This is a genomic window from Alloacidobacterium sp. (assembly GCF_035631355.1).
Lineage (GTDB): Bacteria > Acidobacteriota > Terriglobia > Terriglobales > Acidobacteriaceae > Alloacidobacterium.
Map to the genome: position 1 here is coordinate 40,405 of NZ_DASQIX010000041.1, position 19,395 is coordinate 59,799.

Consider the following 19,395-nt stretch of genomic DNA (forward strand, 5'->3'; position numbering starts at 1 on the left):
TGGCTGGCAAAAGCTGCCATCACTGTCCTACAATCTCATCTTGAATATGCCGTCGAAGCAACAACCCGCATTTGAAGTAGCGTGTCCGGATTGCGGCGCCATGCTCAAGATTGACCCTGCAACGCGCGCCGTAATCGCACATACACCCGCTCCGCGCAAGCGGACTTTCGAAGATTTTGAAACAGCGGCGCGCGCCATGCGTGAGCAGGATGAGAGAAAGGAAAGCCTCTTTCGCCAGGCCGTGGACGCAGAGAAAAACAAGGATGATCTGATGGAGAAGAAGTTTGCCGAGGCGCTGCGCAAGGCAAAAGAAACACCCGATACCGGCAAGCCATTGCGTGATTTTGATCTGGATTGAATATTCCCAGGTCGTTTTTTAGACCTGCGGCGCTCGCACCCGCATCTGAGATTTGAGGAGCACTGATGGGCCTGACAAAGCTTTCGCATGAAATTCAAGATAGGCTTCCCGACAATATGCCGGAATTCAGCTGGCAGCGCGCTCTTGCCGCCGGATCGCTGATCGCGGGAGCTTGCCTGTTTCTTTCAGGCCGCCGCAAAGCGGCGCTGGCTGTGGCTGCGGCGGGAGCGGCAGTAGGTTTGCTTGAGCATCCAGAATCCGCGCGTGAATTATGGGAAGCTCTGCCGCAGTATCTCCGCAAGGGCCAGGATGTGCTGGTGCGCGTGGAAGACTTCATGAACGAAGTAGCCAGGCAAGGCAACAAGCTGCGCAATTCGATTGGCTAGCCAATACCAAGCTGTTTACGCGCAGCTTCGCTGATGCGTTCGGGTCCCCAGGTTGGCTCCCATACCAGATTCACCTGCGTCTCTCCAACTTCCTGCAGGCAGGCAAGCCGGTTGCTGACATTGTCCATGATCGTGCCGTGCGCAGGGCATCCGGGAGAGGTCATCGACATATCTACTTCCACACGGTGTTTGGGAATTAATCCCGGTGCATCCGCATCAGGTGTGACGACAACGCGATAGACGAGTCCAAGATCGACGATATTGACCGGAATTTCCGGGTCGTAGACATCACGCAGTGCGGTAAGGATGTCATTTTCAGTTAAAGGCATCTTCTCTCTAGTTTATCGAAAACCTCATAGCGCCCAAAAGTGTATTGCCGCCAGCAGCCTCCGCAACTTGCTTTCATAACTTCGCAAGCGACGAAGATTATTCATCTTTTACCCCGGAGTTCACATGCAACCAATATGCCCCTTATGACAGATTTCGATCCGCAGCGTTGATCAGGCGCGGCTGGAAGATGGAAAACAGATGCCGATCAAAGCTACTCTTGTAGGCATCTATCCGGCGGGAACCATGCTAACAACACCGCAGCTTAACCCGGCGCTGCAGACTCTACAGGAGCCTTCCCGTTCTCACGGACTTCGTCTGACCAGCAATGTTGAAGGCGCAAATTCGGGAACGTTGAGCGCGAATGGAAGAAACGTCAAGCTCTCAACCGGGACGGAATTACAGTTTGCCGTGTCTCCGGCTGCAACGGGTTCTTCCATCGGAGGTTGACGCCCGCAAACACCCACGGCTGCGCAGTCGCGGGGAGATCCTTAATGCGTGCGCTCGACCAGATAGCGCGCGACGGATTTGAGACCATCAGCGGCTGAACCGTAAGGCGCAAGCTCGGCGAAAGCTTCGCCAATGAGCTTACTTGCATGCTGGCGGGAAGCCTCAATACCGAAGACTGCGGGCCACGTTGCTTTGTCGCTGGCAATGTCCTTGCCTGCGGTTTTGCCGAGTTGCGCAGAATCCTGGGTTACGTCGAGCACGTCATCGACTATCTGGAAGGCGAGTCCGGCTTTGCGTCCGAACTCAGTCAGGCGATGCACATCTTCCGGTATTGCGCCGGCATAGATGCCTCCCGTGACTACGCTGACGCGAATGAGCGCTCCCGTTTTTGCGCGGTGAATGGCGTCAACGGATGCGGCCGTAGGCTTCGTGGCTTCGCCCTCCAGGTCGAGCACCTGTCCGCCGATCATGCCTTCAACTGTGCCTGTAGCTTGGGCGATGAGCCGAATGATTTCAACAGTTGCCGGAGCGGGGCAGCGCAAGTTGGCCAGCACTTCATAGGCGCGCGTCTGCAGCGCATCGCCGGCGAGAATCGCAATGGCTTCACCGAAGACGACATGGCAGGTTGGCTTGCCTCGTCGCAGGTCATCATTGTCGAGAGCAGGCAAATCATCGTGAATGAGCGAATAGGTGTGCAGCATTTCAATCGCCGCGCCGAGATCTGCAATGCCTTCAGGCAGGCCGCTGTCGCCGCGAATCATGCGTGCTGCTTCCATTGCGAGCACAGGGCGCAGCCGCTTGCCACCAGCGAAAGTGCTGTGCCTCATCGCCTTATGAATGGAAGCCGGGACTTGTGTTTCAGGAGGTAACAGGCGTTCGAGGGCCCCATCGGCCATTTCCTGGCCGGAGAGCAGCAGGTCTTTTACTTCGGCTTGCATTCACTTCATGATAACTGAGAATTCTGTCGTCTTTTTGATTGGGTGACGAGTGCAACCGCTATGCACAGCGCCAGCAGAGAAAGGGTGCGTCCAAATTCGACATCGCGCGTCGCGGTATAGCGAACGGTAATAACAGATGGTCCCGAACGTAGCAGCACCGTGAGGAGACCATCATTACGATGAGGCCTTGTTGGAATTGGCCTGCCGTTCACTACGACTTGCCATGCCGGATAATCCATAAGCCGGAAAACGGCGTATGCGGGCGCATTCAGGTTTAGCTGCACTTCCTTCTTTTCACTTGTCCAGCTGCGGACCGTTACCGGCGCGTTTATTTCGCCGGATCTGCTGTCGTCCCACTCCGGATTTAGCTCAATCGAGCTGTCCGCTTGGTCAGCATCCGCCAATGGAAGCACACGCACCTCCGGGAGGTCTTCTTGAATCGCGCCATTGTCGGCATTCGCCGGCGTGTACTCATCAGTGCCTTCAAAGCCGCTGTCGCTGAATGTGGCGCGCTGCGCGGCGATGTTGTCCTCATCATCGCAGGGCTGCCAAAAGACAAATGCGGCCAGCGAAGACATGATGGCCGCAAGCGCGAGCATACTTACAGCGCGGATGAGGATAGTCTTCCGTGTCTTCGCTTCAAGAAAGCTGCCGCGCAAGGCAAGTCCAATCAGCATTGCCATGATGATTCCCAGCACCAGCAGCCAGCGCCACGGAAATTGCAGGAACCGTAACTCGGGCGCGTGTGTCCAGATCGCGTTACTGAACGGCAACAGCAGAATGCAAATGACAATCAGTGTTGCGATGAACGGTGCGCGCAGACGATTGGGTTGTTTGATTCGCAAGGAGAAAACAACAGTAATGACGCATGTGATCAACATGGCAACTGCAATCCACGACGCTGTGCGCAGTACCTGATCGTGGAAGACGGCCCCCGTTCGTCCGAAGAGAAAGCTGTCTTCCACGCGCATGTCCGGCCCGATGGCCCTCGCGATCTCGACCCAGCGCTCTTCATAAGCCGCAGGCACAATATAAAAAGTAGCCAGACCCAGTCCCAGGGCGGTCCCGCCGGCAGCGCGCAGGAGAAGCGCAAAACTGCGGTCTCGAATTGCGGCAACCAGAACAATGAGTGCCAGCAGATAGCAGCCCATGACCGCTGACGGCGCATTGGTCAGCCACAGCGCCGCAACGATCAGAGACAACGGCAGAAGCGCCGGCTTCTTGCGCAATCCGTAGAGCACGAGGACGGGCAGCAGAATGGCCGAAAGCAGCTCGCCATACGCCGTACGCTCGTATGCCACGAACATCATATACGGATTGAGCAGATACACGCAGGCGGCAACAGCGGCAGCATCATCTGCCATCCACTCGCGCGCCATCGTGTAGAAGCTGAGACCACAACCTATAAAAGCGATCAGCGTGAAGGCAACGGGCGTCCACGTCCAGGGCAGCACCACGCCTAACAGGGCTCCCAGGAGCCAAGTCGCCGGCGGATAAAAGACAAAACGCGGCTCGCCTGCCCCGTAGTTGGCTGACGCAGCCCAATGTGGGTAAAGAACGCCTTCGCGCCAGTGGTGAATAACTTCCAGCCACGACTGCAGATGAAAATCAAAGTCATGACCGCAAGAAGTCCCGCGCCATGCAAGCGGCAGCACAGCGATTGCCGCGCAGGCAAGAATCAGTGATCTGCGCCGATGACTCCGCGTAGTGTTGCTTGACAAGCTATGTGGGAAACGAAACGAAATCTTCACGGTAACAGGCGCAGCGTATGCATAGTGGAAGCCTCAACCGACTCGTCCGTAAAGGGCAGAGGGAATGTTGTTCCGCTGTACCAGTACGTCCATTGGTCGCGGTAGTACGGGCTGACTGGATCGCCCGACTCGCCCATCACAATGTTCTCTGTCGAGCCGTCGATGTTGCTCCAATCCATAGTGAAGCGCTGCGACGGTCCGAAGGTGCGGCCCACCTGCTTCACTGTGCTCGTGTCGCCGGACTGTGGCTGTGCGCGGGTGCCTGTCCATTTCTTGAACCATGGCAGCAGCCCGTAAAGCGGATGCTCAATGTCTACTGGATGCGCGTAGCCGTAGCGCCACTCACGCAGGTCGGATGGCGCACGGCCATCCACAAACCCGCGACTCACGCACGCCGCCAGAAAATCATCCCACGTCGCATACTCTTTCGGAAGCCATTGCGCGGGGGCGTGCATGATGATTTCTTCCTGCGCGAATGCGCTCTCGGCCCATTCATAAACCTTCCAGTCGTTGCCCAGTTTTGGTTGCAGCAGCATTTGCCAGAAAACGTGCTTGGCCGCTGCGACAATCGCAGCAGGTGCCGAATCTATCCCAACCACGCCGTCCCATGAGCGCATCAGGTCAGCAGCCTGGCGCAAGCGCGCATCGGTTTTATGCGCATGGTCAATGGCATATGCGAAGCGCTGCGCGAACTCTTGGTCAAGCTCTGAATAGATGTCGGTTTGAAGGGTGAGCATGTCTGCCGGCGTGAGCTTGTCCTTACCAGAGAGCCATTTCCATATGCGCTCATTGCGGTATGGACTGGCCCATTCCAGCGTGAGTTGATACGGATAGTTATCTGGAGTGACTCGCGAATTCGCCGTGGCCAGGATGCCATTTGCCGGATCGAGCGTACTTGGCATCTGGTCGAATGGAACAAAGCCCTGCCACTCATGCTGCGTGTCAGCAATCGGTGTTCCTTTGATGCCCGTGGGCCGATTCGGAATATAGCCGACCGCCTGATATCCAATATTGCCCTGATCGTCCGCGTAGATAACATTCAGTGTTGGCGCCCACCATGTGCTCATCGCCTGTCGAAAAGACTCCCAGTCCGTCGCGCTGTCCAGATCGAACAATGGAATGCTGTATGCCTGTGGCTCGTACGCCACCCAGCGCAGCGAGAGCGTGCGCTTCTCATTCGGAAGGAGTGGATTGAGAACAATTCCGTGGTCGGTTCGTTCGACATCCACCGTTACATCGCTGCTGCCGCGCACGTGGATGGTTTCTGTCGTGCGCTCAAACGGATGCCAGCCACTGGCGCCAAGATATTCGTTCTGATTATTAGTCTGCTCGACGTAGACATCCTGCGTGTCGCCGTAGAGCGACGTGTAGCCCCAGGCGATGTGATCATTGCGGCCGGCGATGACAAACGGCACTCCGGCAATGGTCACTCCCGCAGCATGGAAATTGCCCGACTTGAGATCGATCTCATACCAGATGTCCGGTATACCGTGATCGAGATGCATATCGTTTGACAGAATCGGCTTGCCGCTCGCTGTGTGTGCGCCGGAGATGGCCCACTCATTCGATCCCGGAATACATTCGCGGCAGATGTCTGTCGTTCCGTGAATCACTTCGCGCAGATGCCGCAAATCATGCAGCGATGACTGCGATTCGTCGAGTGGCACGTCGGGAATATTCTGTTGCGGCGCGGTCAGGTCCGGCGGCGTCACGGTCGGGGGATGGTCGCGCCATGAGCCGGTCGGATAAAGATCGGCAGCAAGCGTCGGCCCCAGTCGCACCTCGATTTTTTCCCGTCCCAGCTTGTCCTGCCAGTGCTCGTCGAGCGTCTGCACCATGCTCAATCCAATAAGCACCGAATCGACTGGTTGCCATGGTTTTGGCCTATACATCAGCAGACGAAACTCTGCGGGAAGGTGTTCGCCGTGCGAGTCGATATAGGCATTCACGCCGCGCGCATAGTCTTCAAAGAAGCGGCGGTCGCGTTCAGACAGGCTTGCGGTCATGCGTTCGGCCGTAGCGCGCATCTGCAGAACGCGCTGCACGCGGTCGTGCTCCACCAGCTTTTTCCCCAACAACTCGGCAAGCTCCCCCGCTGCGGAGCGCCGCGCCATGTCCATCTGCCAGAGACGGTCCTGCGCGGTGACATAGCCCTGCGCTTCAAAAAGATCGTCGAGGGTTGCCGCTTCCATATGCGGGACGCCATGCTGATCGCGGCGCACGGTCACAGCCGCGGAGAGTCCGGGCAGACGCAAATCTCCGTCCAGTTGTGGCAGGGAATCGCGCATGGCATGACGAAGCCACCACGCTCCCGCCAGCACGCCTGCGGCTAGTGCAATGATGAGCAAAATTATGAAGCCAACAAAAAAGCGCAGGACGGGATGCCGGCGCTTTTCTTCTTCCAGTTGCACGCTTCTGCCGAGAGTCATCCCGAGGACATTGTCTCATTCCGTCCCAGCACGCGAACACCGCGCGCCGGGGACCCCGGATCGAATCGAGCGGCATTTGCTGCCACTCCTGGCGCTAATCAGCCAGCTTGAAGATACGAATCTGCACGAGCTTTTGAATGGTCAGGTCGTTTAGGCCACGGGCCTGCATGCGCTTAATGAAGTCCGGCGTGACCTTGAAGATGCGCATCTGGATCAGCTCATCGGCGTTGGGCTGATAACCCATCGCGCGGTACTGCTTTACGTCGTCCGGATTGACGCCGTGGATTCTGAAGGCGATGAGCTTTTCCGCCGGAAGGTTCGCATAGCCGAGGTCGGCCATACTCTTCACATAAGGCGGGTCTACTTTGAAGATACGCAGCGCAATAATGTTGTCCGTGGTAATGCCGCTTACTCCGGCAGACTGCAGCGCCTGGATCCACGAAGTCTCAACATGGAAGAGCGTATAGGCCTCAAGCTTTTCCGAATCGAAGCCGGTAAACCCCATCTTGCCCATGTGGGCCACGAAAGCCGCATCGGGAACAAAGGTGAAATCGCCGCTCAACGTCAGGTCATGGACTGTGCCTGAACAGGTCAGCTTGCCCGCTTCCGCGGCAATTACCGCATCCACATGCGCGGCGTCGTTTTTCAGGTCGGCCAGCGTAAAACCGCTGAAATTGCTCAGAGGCATGTCGCTATCGTTCATGTTGCAGTGGTGCTTGCCTTCGCCGCAGTCGCCACGCTCCAGCTTGAACTGGACGCGATCGCCTTCGGTCGAAGGCGCAATGCTGCACGTTCCATGTAGAGGCTGAAGCTGGTCATCCGCATAAAGCAACGAACAGCCTGCGACGAGAAGAGTGCTGAGTAAGAGGACGCGCGTTTTCATTGCTTGTTCTCGTTAGCGTTGGCATTGTCGTTGTCGTCAAGTATGCCGGAGATTCGCAGCTTCACCAGTTTCTGGATCGTGAGCGGTTCGAAGCCGTGGCGCTTGGCTGAGGCAATGAAATCGCCATTGATGTTGAAAATCTTCATCTGCACCAGGTCATCCACAGTCGCATCCGGAAATTGCGCCTTAACACCCTTCGCGAACTCAGGTGTAACGCCCTGCACGCGCAGCGAGAGCAGTTTTTTCGTAGGGATGGAGCCAAAGCCTGCATCCTTCATTCCGGCTATAAATTCCGGGGTGATGTTGAAGATGCGATATGAGATGAGGTCGTGGAAGCTCGTAGCTTCAATGCCTTCGGAATGCAGCTTCGCCACATACTCCGGCTCCACTCCCTGCACCTTGAGCGCAATCAAGTCGTCTACAGTGGGCTTGCCGAAGCCAACCTTGGCCATTGCGTCCGCATACTCGGGCGTCACGTCCTGAACTTTCATCGCAATGATTTTGTTCAGATCGGCGTTGTAGCCGTCGGCCTTCATGCGCGACATGTAATCAGGCGTCACGTCCTGGACCTTTAACGCGATCAACTGATCGATGCTGGGATGCTCGCCCGTAGCTTTGGCCATCTGATCGGCATATTGCGGGGTGATGTCCTGCACCTTCATCGCGATGACTTTCTTCAGGTCGCCGCTGTAACCGGCGGCGCGCATCGCCGAGATGTAATCCGGCGTCACGTCCTGCACTTTGAGCGCGATCAGTTCGTCTGCGCTGGGCTTCTCTCCGGTTGCCTTCACCATTTGTTCGGCATATTCCGGCGTAATGTCCTGCGTCTTCATCGCGATGTATTTGTCGAGATCAACGTTGTACCCAGCGGCCCGCATCTTGTCGATGTAGTCGGATTTCCCCTGTGTCGCAGGCGGCGCGGCCTGTTCCGTGGCTTCAATCATCGCGCCATCGGCAGATGCGATCACAGCCTTCACCATTGGCGTGGGAGCAGCCGAGGGATGTGCTGACGGGAACGCCTTCACCGCGGCATGAGGCCGGACCTTGTTCTGCACCGCATGGATAATGTTCGCCGATACTTTAGGCGCGGCCTTGAAGCTGGCAAAGACCTGCGGCAGCGGGCAGATAAAGAGCACAAGCAGCGCCGCCATTCCCGCCAGTGAGAGCGGCTTCAGGTCGCGCGGCTGCTCTTCCGGATCGCCCAGGATGCGAAGAATCCGCGCCCGCAGGCTCATGCGCGACTGGTTTCCATCCAGCGCCATCGCAAGATGCAGGTGCGTCTTCCGCTCCTCTTCCAGACGCAGCAGCGCGGTGGCATACACAGCCGGGTCCTTGCATGTTTCGATGGCAATGTCGTCGCAGCACAGTTCGCGCTGTTCGCGCAGGCGATGGCTGAGCCACCAGACCGCGGGATGGAAGAAGAACAGCGTCTCGATCATGGTCTGCAGAATGTTCCAGAAATAGTCCGCGCGCCGGATGTGCGCGAGTTCATGCGCGAGCACCACTTCAAGCTGCTCCGGACTGAGGCTCGTAAGCGCCGTGACCGGCAGAAGAATCAATGGCCGGATCACGCCCACGGTAAGCGGCCCGGCGATACGGCTGGAAAGCCGCAGGTCAACAAAGCGCGGCACGCCCATCTGCAAACGGATGCGGTCAAGCCCGATGCGCAGAGTGTGCGGTGCCTTCTGCAGCGCGCTGTGGCGCAGCCGCCGGATCAGCCACCATCCGCCAACTGTCTTAACGGAAAGGCAGACGACGCCAACCAGCCAGAAGAAATCGAGATACCGCATCACATCGCTGGCCAGCACCTTGGCCGTTTCCCGAGGTGCGGCCGGCATGTCAAAAACCGCAAGCGGGCGCGGAATGATTTGCAGGGAAGACTTTGCTCCCGGAACTCCGGTCGCAGTCAGGATCGCCGTCTGGCGGTACATCGATTCTTCATAGGCAAGCGTGCCTACGGAAGCCGCCAGCATACTCAGCAACGCCGCAAGCGCAAGCACATAGCGTGCCTGTAACTTCTCTTTCGCCATCGCAAGATCGGCAAGCTTATACAGCAGCGCGATTACCGCGGCCTGCCAGCAGAAGTGGATCAATGTCCAGCCCAGGGCTTCCCAATGATGTGTCATCGTGTCTGCCTCTTTCGCTCGATCAGGGTACGAATTTCTTCCAGCTCCTCGGCGCTCGCCGGCTGCATGGCCAGCGCGTGCATGGCCAGTTGCGCCGCTGATCCGGAAAAGAGCCGCTCGCTCAAATCGCGGAGCAACTGGTTCTGCGTCTGTTCTTGGCTCGCCGCCGCGCGATAGATATGGGCCTTACCCGACTCTTCACGCTCGACTAGGCCCTTTTCCGTCATGATCTGCAGGATCTTGAGTACGGAGGTATAGACGACCGACCGCTGCACATTGATAGCATCATGCAGCTCGCGCACCGTGGCCGGCCCTTTCTCCCACAATACGCGAAGCAGCTCAAGTTCCGCCTCAGTTGGTTTCGGTAAAGATTGCCGCTTGAACTTCATAATGGGAACTCTATACGAAGTATTTCGTAGTTGTCAACGAAAATCTTCGTAGGTTGTGGAAAAGTTTGTGATCCTGAAAGAAGGGAAGGATCTGCTGTTCCTATGTGTGGCATGGCTGTGATCCCAATTCCTCCTTGCCCAAAAGAAAGCTGCGAGATCATGAAGAAGACAGTCAAATGACTTGACTGGCGAAAAGCCGTCTTCTGGATACTGTTTTAGCTTCAGTGAGTGCATGGGCGATTTGGCGCAAAACGAGAACTCTCCCGGCGATGTGCGCATTCGCAGGAAATGCCGTGTTCCATGCTGGGTCAGATCCGGCAAACCAGATATTGGCCTTGAGGTGGGTGTTTGGGAATGGACTTCAGGAGGCTTCGGTAGGCGGCAGGGAACTTTCCTTCGCCCAAAGTCTCGACGTCCACCGGCCTGTCGTGCCACCAGTAGGTCTACGGCCTTGGATAGACGGGGTTGACACCTGGCACTCCACGGCATACCTCCAACAACTCCTGAGTAGGCAGAAGGTGTTATCGCTTTGAGGCATTGGACCGGCCGGATCGCTTAGTGATTGCGCTCTTCGGCAATCGCGGAACAGCCTGAACGCCCGCCCAAAGCGTGGCGATCGTTTGCTCGACCACGAGAGTCTGGTCAGGCCGATCAGGCACAACCCCTTGGATGACCATGAGCGTGGCGAGGCCGAAGATCGTGTACCACCAGGTGTGGGCTACCACAATGTCATCCTTACTTGGTAATCCTTCATCCTTGGCAACTTCGAAGAAAAGCTGTACGAAACGCTGGAACAAGGGCCTGCCAATGTTGTCGATATATTGTCCAGCGCGGATGCCGTTGCGGTTCTCCGGCCCGAAGAAGACGTTGCGGAACTGCTGTGGATGGGCAGTGCAGAACTGAATCAAGCCGCGTGAAGTCGCAAAAAGACGCTCTTTCGGTACAGGATATTCAGCCGCAATCGCGTCGAAGTTCTGAATCAGCAGCCCGATTGTCTCGCTGCTCAACTCGACAAGTATGTGCCATTTGTCGGGGAAATGCTGGTAAATCACCGCGTGCGTATAGCCGATCTCTTTAGCGATCTCGCGAAGCGTCACGGCTTCGTAGCCGCGATCGGCAAACATTTTGCTGGCAGCTGCCAGGATTTCGCCTCGCAACCTCTCCTTGCGCTCTACCCGACGACTTGGTGATGTGGATGTCACTTCAATAGCGTAGTCCCTTTCGACGTTTTGGCGACCGCTTGTTTATTTACAACCAGAGGTTATTAACCATTGGTTATTTTGCGACCTTTGGTTCTTCAAAGCCTCTAATGGACAGGTCGCGCATTTGGATGGGCGGCCAAATACGAGGTAAAAGGAGAAAACGAGCATGTATTTAGTCATGGGCATTACTGGAAAAGTTGGCGGCGCCACCGCGCGGCATCTGCTGAAGCAAGGCAAACAGGTGCGAGCGCTTGTGCGCAATCGCGTTAAAGCGGCGAAGTGGGCAGATCAGGGCGTGGAGTTGGTGGATGGAGACTGGAACGATGCGACAGCCATAGCGGCGGCGCTCAAAGGTGTTGACGGCGCGTTTGTTATGTTGCCGGCGGTATGGGCCCCCTCGCCTGATTTCAGAGAAGCAAAGGGTGTGATTGCGAACTATGTCGAGGCGCTGACCAAGGTAGCGCCCCCGCGGGTGGTAGCGCTCTCGTCGATGGGTGCACATAGAGCAAGCGGGGTGGGGATGATCACGGCCTTATCACTCCTGGAGCAAGGTTTTCGCAACCTGCCATCTCCGGTCGCATTTGTCCGTGCAGGCGGCTTTTTCGAGAACTTTCTTTTCGGCTTACAGGTCGCCCAGCGCGGAACACTACCGGTCTTCTACAACCCTACAAACAGAAAATCGACCATGGTTGCGTCAGACGATATCGGTGCCGAGGTGGCAAGGCTTCTGATCGGGCCGGCGTGGTCAGGGCGTCGCATCATCGAGCTGGGTTCGATGGTAAGCGCGGATGAAGTGGCCGGACAATTGGGTGAAGTCCTGAAACTCGACGTAAAAGCCTTTGCAATCCCGCGTGAAGGTTGGGCGGAAGCGTTCGAGCAGTTCGGCGTCCCGAAGGGCCACACCGGAGCTGCCGAAGAAATGTTTGAAAGCATTAACGCGGGATGGATGGTCCTCGGAGTCGCGGGTACGGAGCACGTAGCGAGTACGACGTCCGCACGCGATGTGTTTGCGGGTGCACGGAATGCCGTCAAGGCCTAAGAGCGGGGGCAAGCAGCATCAGCGCACTTGGGGGCGGGGACAGCTACGTGTGGCCACTGTGGCTTCGTGTTCGACCGGCTGTTCCTGCCTATTCGGTTCGGTCATGGCCGACTTATTGCAGAACGATTGAAACCGTTTTAGACCGCAAGAGGAGGATCGCTTTAAGTATGAAAGCTGAACACACAATCGATAAACCCGCGCGGGTGGGTGGAGCAACTCAAATAGCCGCGATGGTAGTAACCGTCCTCGTCGCCTTCATCTGGGTGTACTTCGGAAGGTTATATCTAATTCACGATCCCGAGGAATGGAGGATCGCCAATCAGCAGCTCGGATACCCGCTCTATATCATCCCTCTGATTGGCGTAACCCACATCCTCGGTGGCGTGGGCCTTCTGATTCCCAATGCGCCTCGATTGACTGAGTGGGTTTATGCCGGTATCGCGATCGATCTTATACTCGCGTTCTATTCACAAATGAATGGCGGTGGCAGTACCTGGGATAAATTTGATCCGATTCTCGTCATGTCGTTCGTCTTTGCTTCGTATGGATTAAGACGATCTATGCGCGCAAACAGGTGGTCGATATGAAGAACACGCTCGGCGGGCAGTTTTTACACGCACATCGCGGAGGCCCAACGAGGGCCAGCCTGTCACTCATCCGAAGCCCTAAACGTACAAGTCGTCTCTTAACTTCTGGGCAGCGAAAGCTCAAATGGCGAGAACAGGCCAATGCACTCATTGAGAGCCCGATACTCTGAATTTTCCAAACTGCTCCTCGCAAATACGCTTTTCTTCATCTAGCTTTAACCGGAACTGATGCCATTTCTTGCAGAACGAAGGCTTGACAGCGATGCTACTCTGAATACAGGAAGTGACCATAAAGCCCGCTCATGGCGGGCTTTTCTATTGAGCTATGCAAGTAGTTGTACAAAGAAGAATATAGAAGAAATGTATCGGGGGCCTCTAAGAGGCAAAGATTCTCTGTTCATTGAAAATTGAGGCAGGAGCGAACGAGTGCCTCATATCCTGCCCTGAGCCTGTCGATGGGTGGGCCTTAGGACCGCGCGAAGCGGGTATCAATTCATCCTAAGAACTCAATAGACGCAACCACCTTTATTTGGAGGAACTTACAAAAAAACAGCGGGAAGGTTGAAAGGGTAGAAGCGGTGGGCTTTAGCCCACCGAATAAGAGTTAGGCCGAAGGTCGCACCTCACTGCTGTAGGCACGAGCGGAACCGAAGGTGAAGCGACTCCCGAGGATCCGAACAAGCCGGAACCGCAAGATGCTTAAGCGCCCCCTAAGCAGATTAAGAAAGAAGAACTTATAAAAAACAGGGGGTGACCCATTCAAGCCATCTTTTGGCTTGAGTGGGCAGCTTCCCCTAAACTAAGCAGCCGCGATACGCCGGATCAGATCGGCCTGCTCGTTGGTATTCTCTGCGCCGATCGTGAAGGCGTCCAACACTCCGCTATGCAGCGCGAACTTGATGGCTTCATCCTGGCGCGAGCGCATGGCACCCTGTCCGAGAATCTTCATCCCGACGATGCCCTTACCCTGCGCGCGCATCTGCTTGATCACGTCGATCACGACGGCAGGCTGCGCGTCCATGTGAGCGCCGATGGGGTTGAGGCGCACCAGGTCGACCTCCACCCATGGCGAAGCCGCCGCAGCCTGCAACGCCTCAAGAGTATGGCAGGATGAGCCGTGTGCGCGGATGATGCCTTTCTCCTTGGCTTCGGAGAAGACGTCCATCACTCCGCGATAACGGGTCGTCCAGTCCTCTTCCGTGACGCAGTGAATGAGGCAGATGTCGATGTAATCGGTTTTCAGCTCTTTCAGGTAGCGATAAAGGTCGGCCTGGGCCCGCTTCGGGTCGCGGTCGTCGCACTTCGTCATCACCACGACCTTGTCGCGCGGAATTTGCTTGAGCGCCTGGGCCACGTCAGGATGGCTGCCGTAGGAATCGGCTGTATCGAAGAAGAGAAGGCCGTTGTCGTAGCCATTCATCAGCAGGCGAGGCAGAGCATTCGTGCGCGTCTGGTTGGAAGCGCCGCCGCCGCCGATGGTTCCCGTGCCCATGGCAAGACGGCTGGTGCGGATGCCGGTTTTGCCGAGCACAACCGTATCCGTAGCGCTGAACTTCGCCGGCATAGAGGCAAATGCCTGCGGCTTAAGATACGCAGCGCCCAGCCCTGCGGCTGCTCCGGTGAGGAATTCTCTGCGGTTCATCTGGGTCTCCTCTCGCTTTGCCGATTTGCTCGAATTCTACTCTTGCTTTGACGGCGAATTCGAAGCAAATGTGCCTGATTTCGCCGGAAATTTCACAATTGCGCTGCTATTTTCGCTTGTTTGCTGAAAGGAAACACAGTCCGTCGTCCCCACCAGAGCCACATCAGCAGCGCAATGACAATAATCAAGGGCACAATCAGCAAACTGCCTTCCGGCCCTGTTGTTCCGCCGGTCCAGAGCAGATGGCCGGTCGGGTGTTCGGACAGCAGGTGCCCGGAGGCGACCATGCCGCTGTCGGAAGTACCGTAAAAGTAGGTTTCACCCCAATCCCAGGCTGCGTGGAAACCAATGGCCCACCACAGCGAGCCTGTGTACCAGAGGCTCAAGCAGAAGACCAGCCCGATAGCTGCCGCGGCAAACAGTCCTACCGGCGACTCGCCTGGATTGTTGCCGTGAATGGCCCCAAACGTAGTGGAAAGGATGATCGCCGCCCACCAGAAACCGATGCCGCGCCCAATCGTGTATTGCATGTAGCCGCGCAGCAGCGATTCCTCGAAGATTCCGACAAAGAGGAACGCCACCGACCACGCAATCGCATATTTCCAGGCGATAAAGCCACCCAGAGGCGACCCGTCAAACGCCAACAGGTGCGACTTCCACAGTCCTCCGACTAGAAGAGAAATGGCGGCAAAACCGCAAACAATTCCACCGAAAAAGCGGACAAACCGCGCATTTCCGGCATATCCATAGACCCCAAACCGGCGCTTTTCGATCCGGGACATGATGAACGTAGCTAATAGAACCAGAAATGCCTGCACCATCTCCTGAACCAGCGCGACATGGGCAGGCTGCGGATCTCCGCGCGTGACCTTGAAATGGATAAAAGTGAAGAAGGGAAGCGCGGCAATGAATTCAAGCGCAATGAAGACGGCAACGAAGATCAGCACACTCCATCCGGCGCGAATGCCGCTATCTCCCATGAAAATCCAGTGTGCTCCGCGTTTTGGCTCTTCCGGCGCACCGGTTTGTATGAGTTCTTCCGCCATGCAGTCCTCTGATGTTGACCTATGGTACGCAAAATGGTCCGAACCGAGTACAAGAAACTGAGGGCGGCTGTTTATGAGCATGTGCAAAGGCTTTTTTGGCGCGAAGCGCGGTCGCCCGTGCGGCCAGCACCTTGACACAAAGGGCAGACCCGGCAATCCTAATAGATTCCTGATACCTTTGATTTTTTGAACTTGGAGCGCCCCAGACCTTGAAGGTACGCGTTTTCTATCACGACAAGTGTTTCGATGGAGCCTGTGCGGCTTCGCTCTTCGCCCGCTTTCACCGCGAGCGCATCACCGCTGGCGCTGAATACTCGTACCACGGGCTGGTGCATCGCGCCGGGGCTTTGTTCAACGAGGCTGATTTTGTTGGCGATGAGAACGCCATTGTCGACTTCAAGTATTCGGCCTCGCCGAAAATTACCTGGTGGTTTGATCACCATCTCAGCGCCTTCCTTACGCCGGAAGACCATCAGGACTATCTGCACGGCATGGCTGACGGCAGTTACGCCAACCGTCGCTTCTACGATCCGGATTACACGTCGTGCACCAGCTTTCTGTCATATATTGCCGAGACGCGCTTCGGCTTCGACGCCAAGCCCGTCGCGGAGCTGGTGAAGTGGGCGGACATTGTGGACGGCGCGCTGTATGAAAGCCCGCAGGCTGCAGTCGAGATGGCGGAACCAGCGATGAAGCTGACGCTGATTATTGAATCGACCCAGGACCCGACCTTCGTTCCGCGATTGATTCCGCTGCTGACCGAGATGTCGCTGGCGGAAGTGCTGAAGCAGCCGTTCGTGGCCGAACTGTTGCCGCCATTGCTCGAACGTCACCAGGAAGCATTGAAACTGATCCGTGAGCGGTCAGAGTCGCGGGATGGCACGATCTTCTTCGATATCAGCGATCACCAGCTCGAAGGCTATAACAAATTCATTCCGTACTATCTGCATCCCGAGGCAACCTATTCCATCGGCCTTTCTAAGTCGAGCTTCCGCACCAAGGTTGCTGTCGGCTCGAATCCCTGGACGAAGGCAACGCCTGAAGAGATGGTGAATCTGGCGACGATCTGTGAGCGCTACGGCGGCGGCGGACATGCGCGCGTTGGCGCGATCAGCTTCCCTCCGGACAAGAACGAAGTGGCGCGCAAGGCGGCGGCCGAGATTGTGGCCGAGCTGCGCGCACATAATCCGGTAAGGTGACCTGAATGTTTTTGCTGCGCAAACTGGGGATTGCAGTTGCTCTGTTTGGTGCTCTCAACGCTGGCGCATTTTCACAAAGCTGGGTGATTGGTCCGTTTGCTCGTCCGTCTTCCGGCAATCCGGTCATTACGCCGAATCCAGCATCGAGCTTCGACGATCCCATCCGTCACGCTCCGGTGCACTGGGAGGCGCTGCACACGTTCAATCCAGCGGCCATTGTTCGCGACGGCAAAGTGTATGTGCTGTATCGCGCCGAAGACGATACAGGCGAGATGCAGATTGGCATGCACACCTCGCGCCTGGGACTGGCCGAGAGCAATGACGGTATCCACTTCACGCGAAGCGCAACGCCGGTCTTCTATCCGACAGAGGACGCGCAGAAGGACCGCGAGTGGCCAGGCGGCGTGGAAGACCCGCGTATTGTCGAGTCGGAAGATGGGACTTATGTTCTCACTTACACGCAGTGGAACCGGAAGACCTATTCGGTTGGGATCGCAACCTCACGCGACCTGACGCATTGGACGAAATACGGGCCTGCCTTTGCCGACGCCGCGCATGGCAAGTACGCCGACCTGAAGTACAAGTCTGCGGGAATCGTGACTGAGCTCCGCAATGGCCGTCTGATAGCCGCGCGTATCAAGGGCAAATACTGGATGTACTGGGGCGAGGGCGTGATCCATCTCGCCACTTCGACAGACCTGATTCACTGGTCGCCAGTAGAGGACCATCAAGGTAAGCCGGTTGAATTGCTGCATCCGCGCGCCGGGCACTTCGACAGCAGCTTTCCTGAGACGGGGCCGCCGCCCGTGCTGACGAAAGCAGGAATCGTCGTCATCTATAACGGCAAAAACGCGGCCGCGGACGGCGATCCGGCGCTGGGCCCGAGTGCTTATGCGGCAGGTGAGGCGCTTTTCTCGGCGGATGATCCATCCCATCTGGTGACTCAGGCCGATACTCCTGTTCTGAAGCCCGAACTGCCTTACGAGAAGACGGGCCAGTACGCCGCCGGCACGACATTCGCCGAAGGATTGGTCTATTTTCATGACCAATGGCTGCTGTATTACGGCTGTGCTGACTCGCTGGTGGCTGTAGCGATTGCTGGTTCTAATAAGTAATTCGTTCTCCGAAAGAAGTTTCCATCCAAACCAAAGGAGGCAATTATGAATGTAGTTCTATTTGGCGCAACCGGGATGATCGGCAGTCGCGTGTTGAAGGAATTGGTTTTACGCGGACATCAAGTGACTGCAGTGGTGCGCGACCCTTCGCGCGTCCCGAACGAGCCCGGCGTAAAGGCGGTTCAGGGAGATGTGCTGAATGCGGCCGCTGTGGCAGATGTCGTGAAAGACGCTGATGCCGTCGTCAGCGCGTACAATCCGGGGCAGACACCGGCCGCCATTGTTGATGCAACAAAATCGCTCATTGCCGGACTGAAGCAGGCAGGCGTAAAACGCCTGATCGAGGTTGGCGGAGCGGGCAGCTTGTTCGTAGCTCCCAACGTGCGTCTTGTGGATGCGCCGAATTTCCCAACCGAATGGAAGGCGATTGCTCTTGCCCACGGTGACGCACTCGAAGTGCTTCGCCGTTCTGATCTGGACTGGACCTACTTCAGTCCTGCGGCATTCATTCAACCCGGCGAACGCACAGGCAAGTTCCGCCTGGGCACGGATACGCTTGTTGCTGATGAAAAGGGAACCAGCCGGATTTCCGCCGAGGACTATGCCATAGCTCTCGTTGATGAACTGGAGAATCCAAAGCACATTCGCCAGCGCTTTACCGTCGGATACTGACCTACAGCCGGTTATTTTCCGGCAGAGGCAGGCGTCTTCCTGCTGGGCCAGTCTGGCGTGCGCTTCTCGAGAAATGCGCGCACACCTTCTTTGAAGTCTTCCGTCGCGCGTGCATCGGCATTTGCGGCAATCGCTGCTTCTATCTCGGCGTCGAGATGATGGTTTGCATAGTAATTGAGCAGGCGTTTTGTCGCATACATCGCCTCGGGGCTGTTGCGCAGGAGGCATTTAGCCAGACTTCGGGCCTCGCGCATCAAGTCCTGCTCGGCAATGATGCGGGTCACGAGGCCGAGTTCATGTGCCTCTTCCGCCTTAATTAAACGTCCGGTCAGCAGGAGATCGCGCGTGCGCTTGTCGCCGATCTGGCGCAGCAGGAATGAGGAAACAATTGCGGGGATGAAGCCGATCTTTACTTCGGTGTAGCCAAATTTTGCCTCTGGCGCGGACAACGTAAAGTCGCAGATGGTGGCCAGCCCCATGCCTCCGGCAATGGCCGCGCCGTTTACTGCGGCAATCGTTGGCTTCTGTACGTTGTGGAGCGTGCGCAGTACATGGGCTATGCTCTCCGAGTCAGCGCGGTGCTGCTCTCGTGTCTTTGCGGTCAGGCTCTGCAGATGATCGAGGTCCAGCCCAGCGCAGAAGGCCGATCCCGCGCCTGTAAGGATGATGGCTCCGTCGTGCGAGTGGTCAGCCGCTTCGAGCGCTTCCGTCAGCTCCTGAATCATTGTTGGATTCAGTGCATTCCGCCGCTCCGGGCGGTTCATTGTAATGGTGAGGACGCCTTCTTCGCTGTGTGTGCGTAGTGTCTGGTAGTGGCCCATGGTTCATTCTCTCGAAGACAAAGCAGTGTACACGC

At 56.8% G+C, this 19,395-nt stretch carries 19 protein-coding genes; 8 read left to right on the top strand and 11 right to left on the bottom strand.

The genetic code is table 11. The features are described 5' to 3' along the window. The first annotated feature begins 46 nt into the window (after window positions 1-46). Both VEV40_RS07385 and VEV40_RS07390 read left to right on the top strand, forming a co-directional pair. Entirely contained in the window at window positions 47-358 is a 312-nt protein-coding gene (locus VEV40_RS07385) for a hypothetical protein (RefSeq protein WP_324831242.1), read from the top strand. Between the two features lie 65 nt (window positions 359-423). Beyond that, on the top strand, window positions 424-744 hold the full coding sequence (locus VEV40_RS07390; RefSeq protein WP_324831243.1) for a hypothetical protein: 321 nt from the start codon (window positions 424-426) through the stop codon (window positions 742-744). Here the strand turns inward: VEV40_RS07390 and VEV40_RS07395 are convergent. After that, window positions 741-1,073: a metal-sulfur cluster assembly factor gene (locus VEV40_RS07395; RefSeq protein ID WP_324831244.1), complete on the bottom strand. Its 333-nt coding sequence runs from the start codon at window positions 1,071-1,073 to the stop codon at window positions 741-743. The genes VEV40_RS07390 and VEV40_RS07395 overlap by 4 nt on opposite strands. A gap of 199 nt (window positions 1,074-1,272) precedes the next feature. Between VEV40_RS07395 and VEV40_RS07400 the strand changes: the two genes are divergently transcribed. Then, entirely contained in the window at window positions 1,273-1,521 is a 249-nt protein-coding gene (locus VEV40_RS07400) for a hypothetical protein (RefSeq protein ID WP_324831246.1), read from the top strand. 41 nt (window positions 1,522-1,562) lie between these two features. On the opposite strand, the gene VEV40_RS07405 is transcribed toward VEV40_RS07400, so the two are convergent. The 7 genes from VEV40_RS07405 to VEV40_RS07435 form a co-directional block, all read right to left on the bottom strand. Further along, the gene (locus VEV40_RS07405; RefSeq protein WP_324831248.1) at window positions 1,563-2,459 is read right to left on the bottom strand and encodes a farnesyl diphosphate synthase; all 897 of its coding nucleotides are present in this window, start codon (window positions 2,457-2,459) and stop codon (window positions 1,563-1,565) included. A gap of 5 nt (window positions 2,460-2,464) precedes the next feature. Beyond that, entirely contained in the window at window positions 2,465-4,114 is a 1,650-nt protein-coding gene (locus tag VEV40_RS07410) for a 6-pyruvoyl-tetrahydropterin synthase-related protein (protein ID WP_324831249.1), read from the bottom strand. A 92-nt stretch (window positions 4,115-4,206) separates the two neighbouring features. Then, window positions 4,207-6,639 (bottom strand): penicillin acylase family protein, encoded by a 2,433-nt coding sequence (locus VEV40_RS07415; protein ID WP_324831251.1) that lies wholly within the window; start codon window positions 6,637-6,639, stop codon window positions 4,207-4,209. A 94-nt stretch (window positions 6,640-6,733) separates the two neighbouring features. Further along, complete coding sequence (locus VEV40_RS07420; RefSeq protein WP_324831252.1) at window positions 6,734-7,522, bottom strand: hypothetical protein; 789 nt, start codon at window positions 7,520-7,522, stop codon at window positions 6,734-6,736. Then, window positions 7,519-9,648 carry a M56 family metallopeptidase gene (locus tag VEV40_RS07425; RefSeq protein WP_324831254.1) on the bottom strand — a complete coding sequence of 710 codons (2,130 nt, stop codon included), beginning with the start codon at window positions 9,646-9,648 and terminating at the stop codon, window positions 7,519-7,521. Before VEV40_RS07425 ends, VEV40_RS07420 begins: the two co-directional genes overlap by 4 nt. After that, window positions 9,645-10,037: a BlaI/MecI/CopY family transcriptional regulator gene (locus VEV40_RS07430; protein ID WP_324831256.1), complete on the bottom strand. Its 393-nt coding sequence runs from the start codon at window positions 10,035-10,037 to the stop codon at window positions 9,645-9,647. The genes VEV40_RS07425 and VEV40_RS07430 overlap by 4 nt, the downstream gene beginning before the upstream one ends. 521 nt (window positions 10,038-10,558) lie before the next feature. Then, a complete protein-coding gene (locus VEV40_RS07435; RefSeq protein ID WP_324831258.1) occupies window positions 10,559-11,194 on the bottom strand; it encodes a TetR/AcrR family transcriptional regulator in 636 nt (211 codons plus the stop codon). A 211-nt stretch (window positions 11,195-11,405) separates the two neighbouring features. On the opposite strand from VEV40_RS07435, the gene VEV40_RS07440 reads away from it, so the two are divergent. Then, window positions 11,406-12,278 (top strand): NmrA family NAD(P)-binding protein, encoded by an 873-nt coding sequence (locus tag VEV40_RS07440; RefSeq protein WP_324831260.1) that lies wholly within the window; start codon window positions 11,406-11,408, stop codon window positions 12,276-12,278. Between the two features lie 167 nt (window positions 12,279-12,445). Then, window positions 12,446-12,865 (top strand): DoxX family protein, encoded by a 420-nt coding sequence (locus VEV40_RS07445; protein ID WP_324831262.1) that lies wholly within the window; start codon window positions 12,446-12,448, stop codon window positions 12,863-12,865. Window positions 12,866-13,664: 799 nt separating this feature from the next. Here the strand turns inward: VEV40_RS07445 and VEV40_RS07450 are convergent. Further along, window positions 13,665-14,507: an aldo/keto reductase gene (locus VEV40_RS07450; protein WP_324831264.1), complete on the bottom strand. Its 843-nt coding sequence runs from the start codon at window positions 14,505-14,507 to the stop codon at window positions 13,665-13,667. A 92-nt stretch (window positions 14,508-14,599) separates the two neighbouring features. Continuing rightward, window positions 14,600-15,553 (bottom strand): type II CAAX endopeptidase family protein, encoded by a 954-nt coding sequence (locus VEV40_RS07455; RefSeq protein WP_324831265.1) that lies wholly within the window; start codon window positions 15,551-15,553, stop codon window positions 14,600-14,602. A 209-nt stretch (window positions 15,554-15,762) separates the two neighbouring features. On the opposite strand from VEV40_RS07455, the gene VEV40_RS07460 reads away from it, so the two are divergent. Genes VEV40_RS07460 through VEV40_RS07470 form a run of 3 tightly spaced genes read left to right on the top strand, consistent with a single transcriptional unit; the run spans window position 15,763 to window position 18,539 of the window. Continuing rightward, window positions 15,763-16,752, top strand: coding sequence for a phosphoesterase (locus tag VEV40_RS07460; protein ID WP_324831266.1), 990 nt, complete (start codon window positions 15,763-15,765; stop codon window positions 16,750-16,752). A gap of 5 nt (window positions 16,753-16,757) precedes the next feature. Beyond that, window positions 16,758-17,867 (top strand): glycoside hydrolase family 130 protein, encoded by a 1,110-nt coding sequence (locus tag VEV40_RS07465; protein ID WP_324831267.1) that lies wholly within the window; start codon window positions 16,758-16,760, stop codon window positions 17,865-17,867. Window positions 17,868-17,912: 45 nt separating this feature from the next. Then, complete coding sequence (locus tag VEV40_RS07470; RefSeq protein ID WP_324831269.1) at window positions 17,913-18,539, top strand: NAD(P)-dependent oxidoreductase; 627 nt, start codon at window positions 17,913-17,915, stop codon at window positions 18,537-18,539. A gap of 11 nt (window positions 18,540-18,550) precedes the next feature. Here VEV40_RS07470 and VEV40_RS07475 read toward each other — a convergent pair whose 3' ends face one another. Next, complete coding sequence (locus VEV40_RS07475; RefSeq protein ID WP_324831271.1) at window positions 18,551-19,360, bottom strand: enoyl-CoA hydratase/isomerase family protein; 810 nt, start codon at window positions 19,358-19,360, stop codon at window positions 18,551-18,553. Window positions 19,361-19,395: the final 35 nt, after the last annotated feature.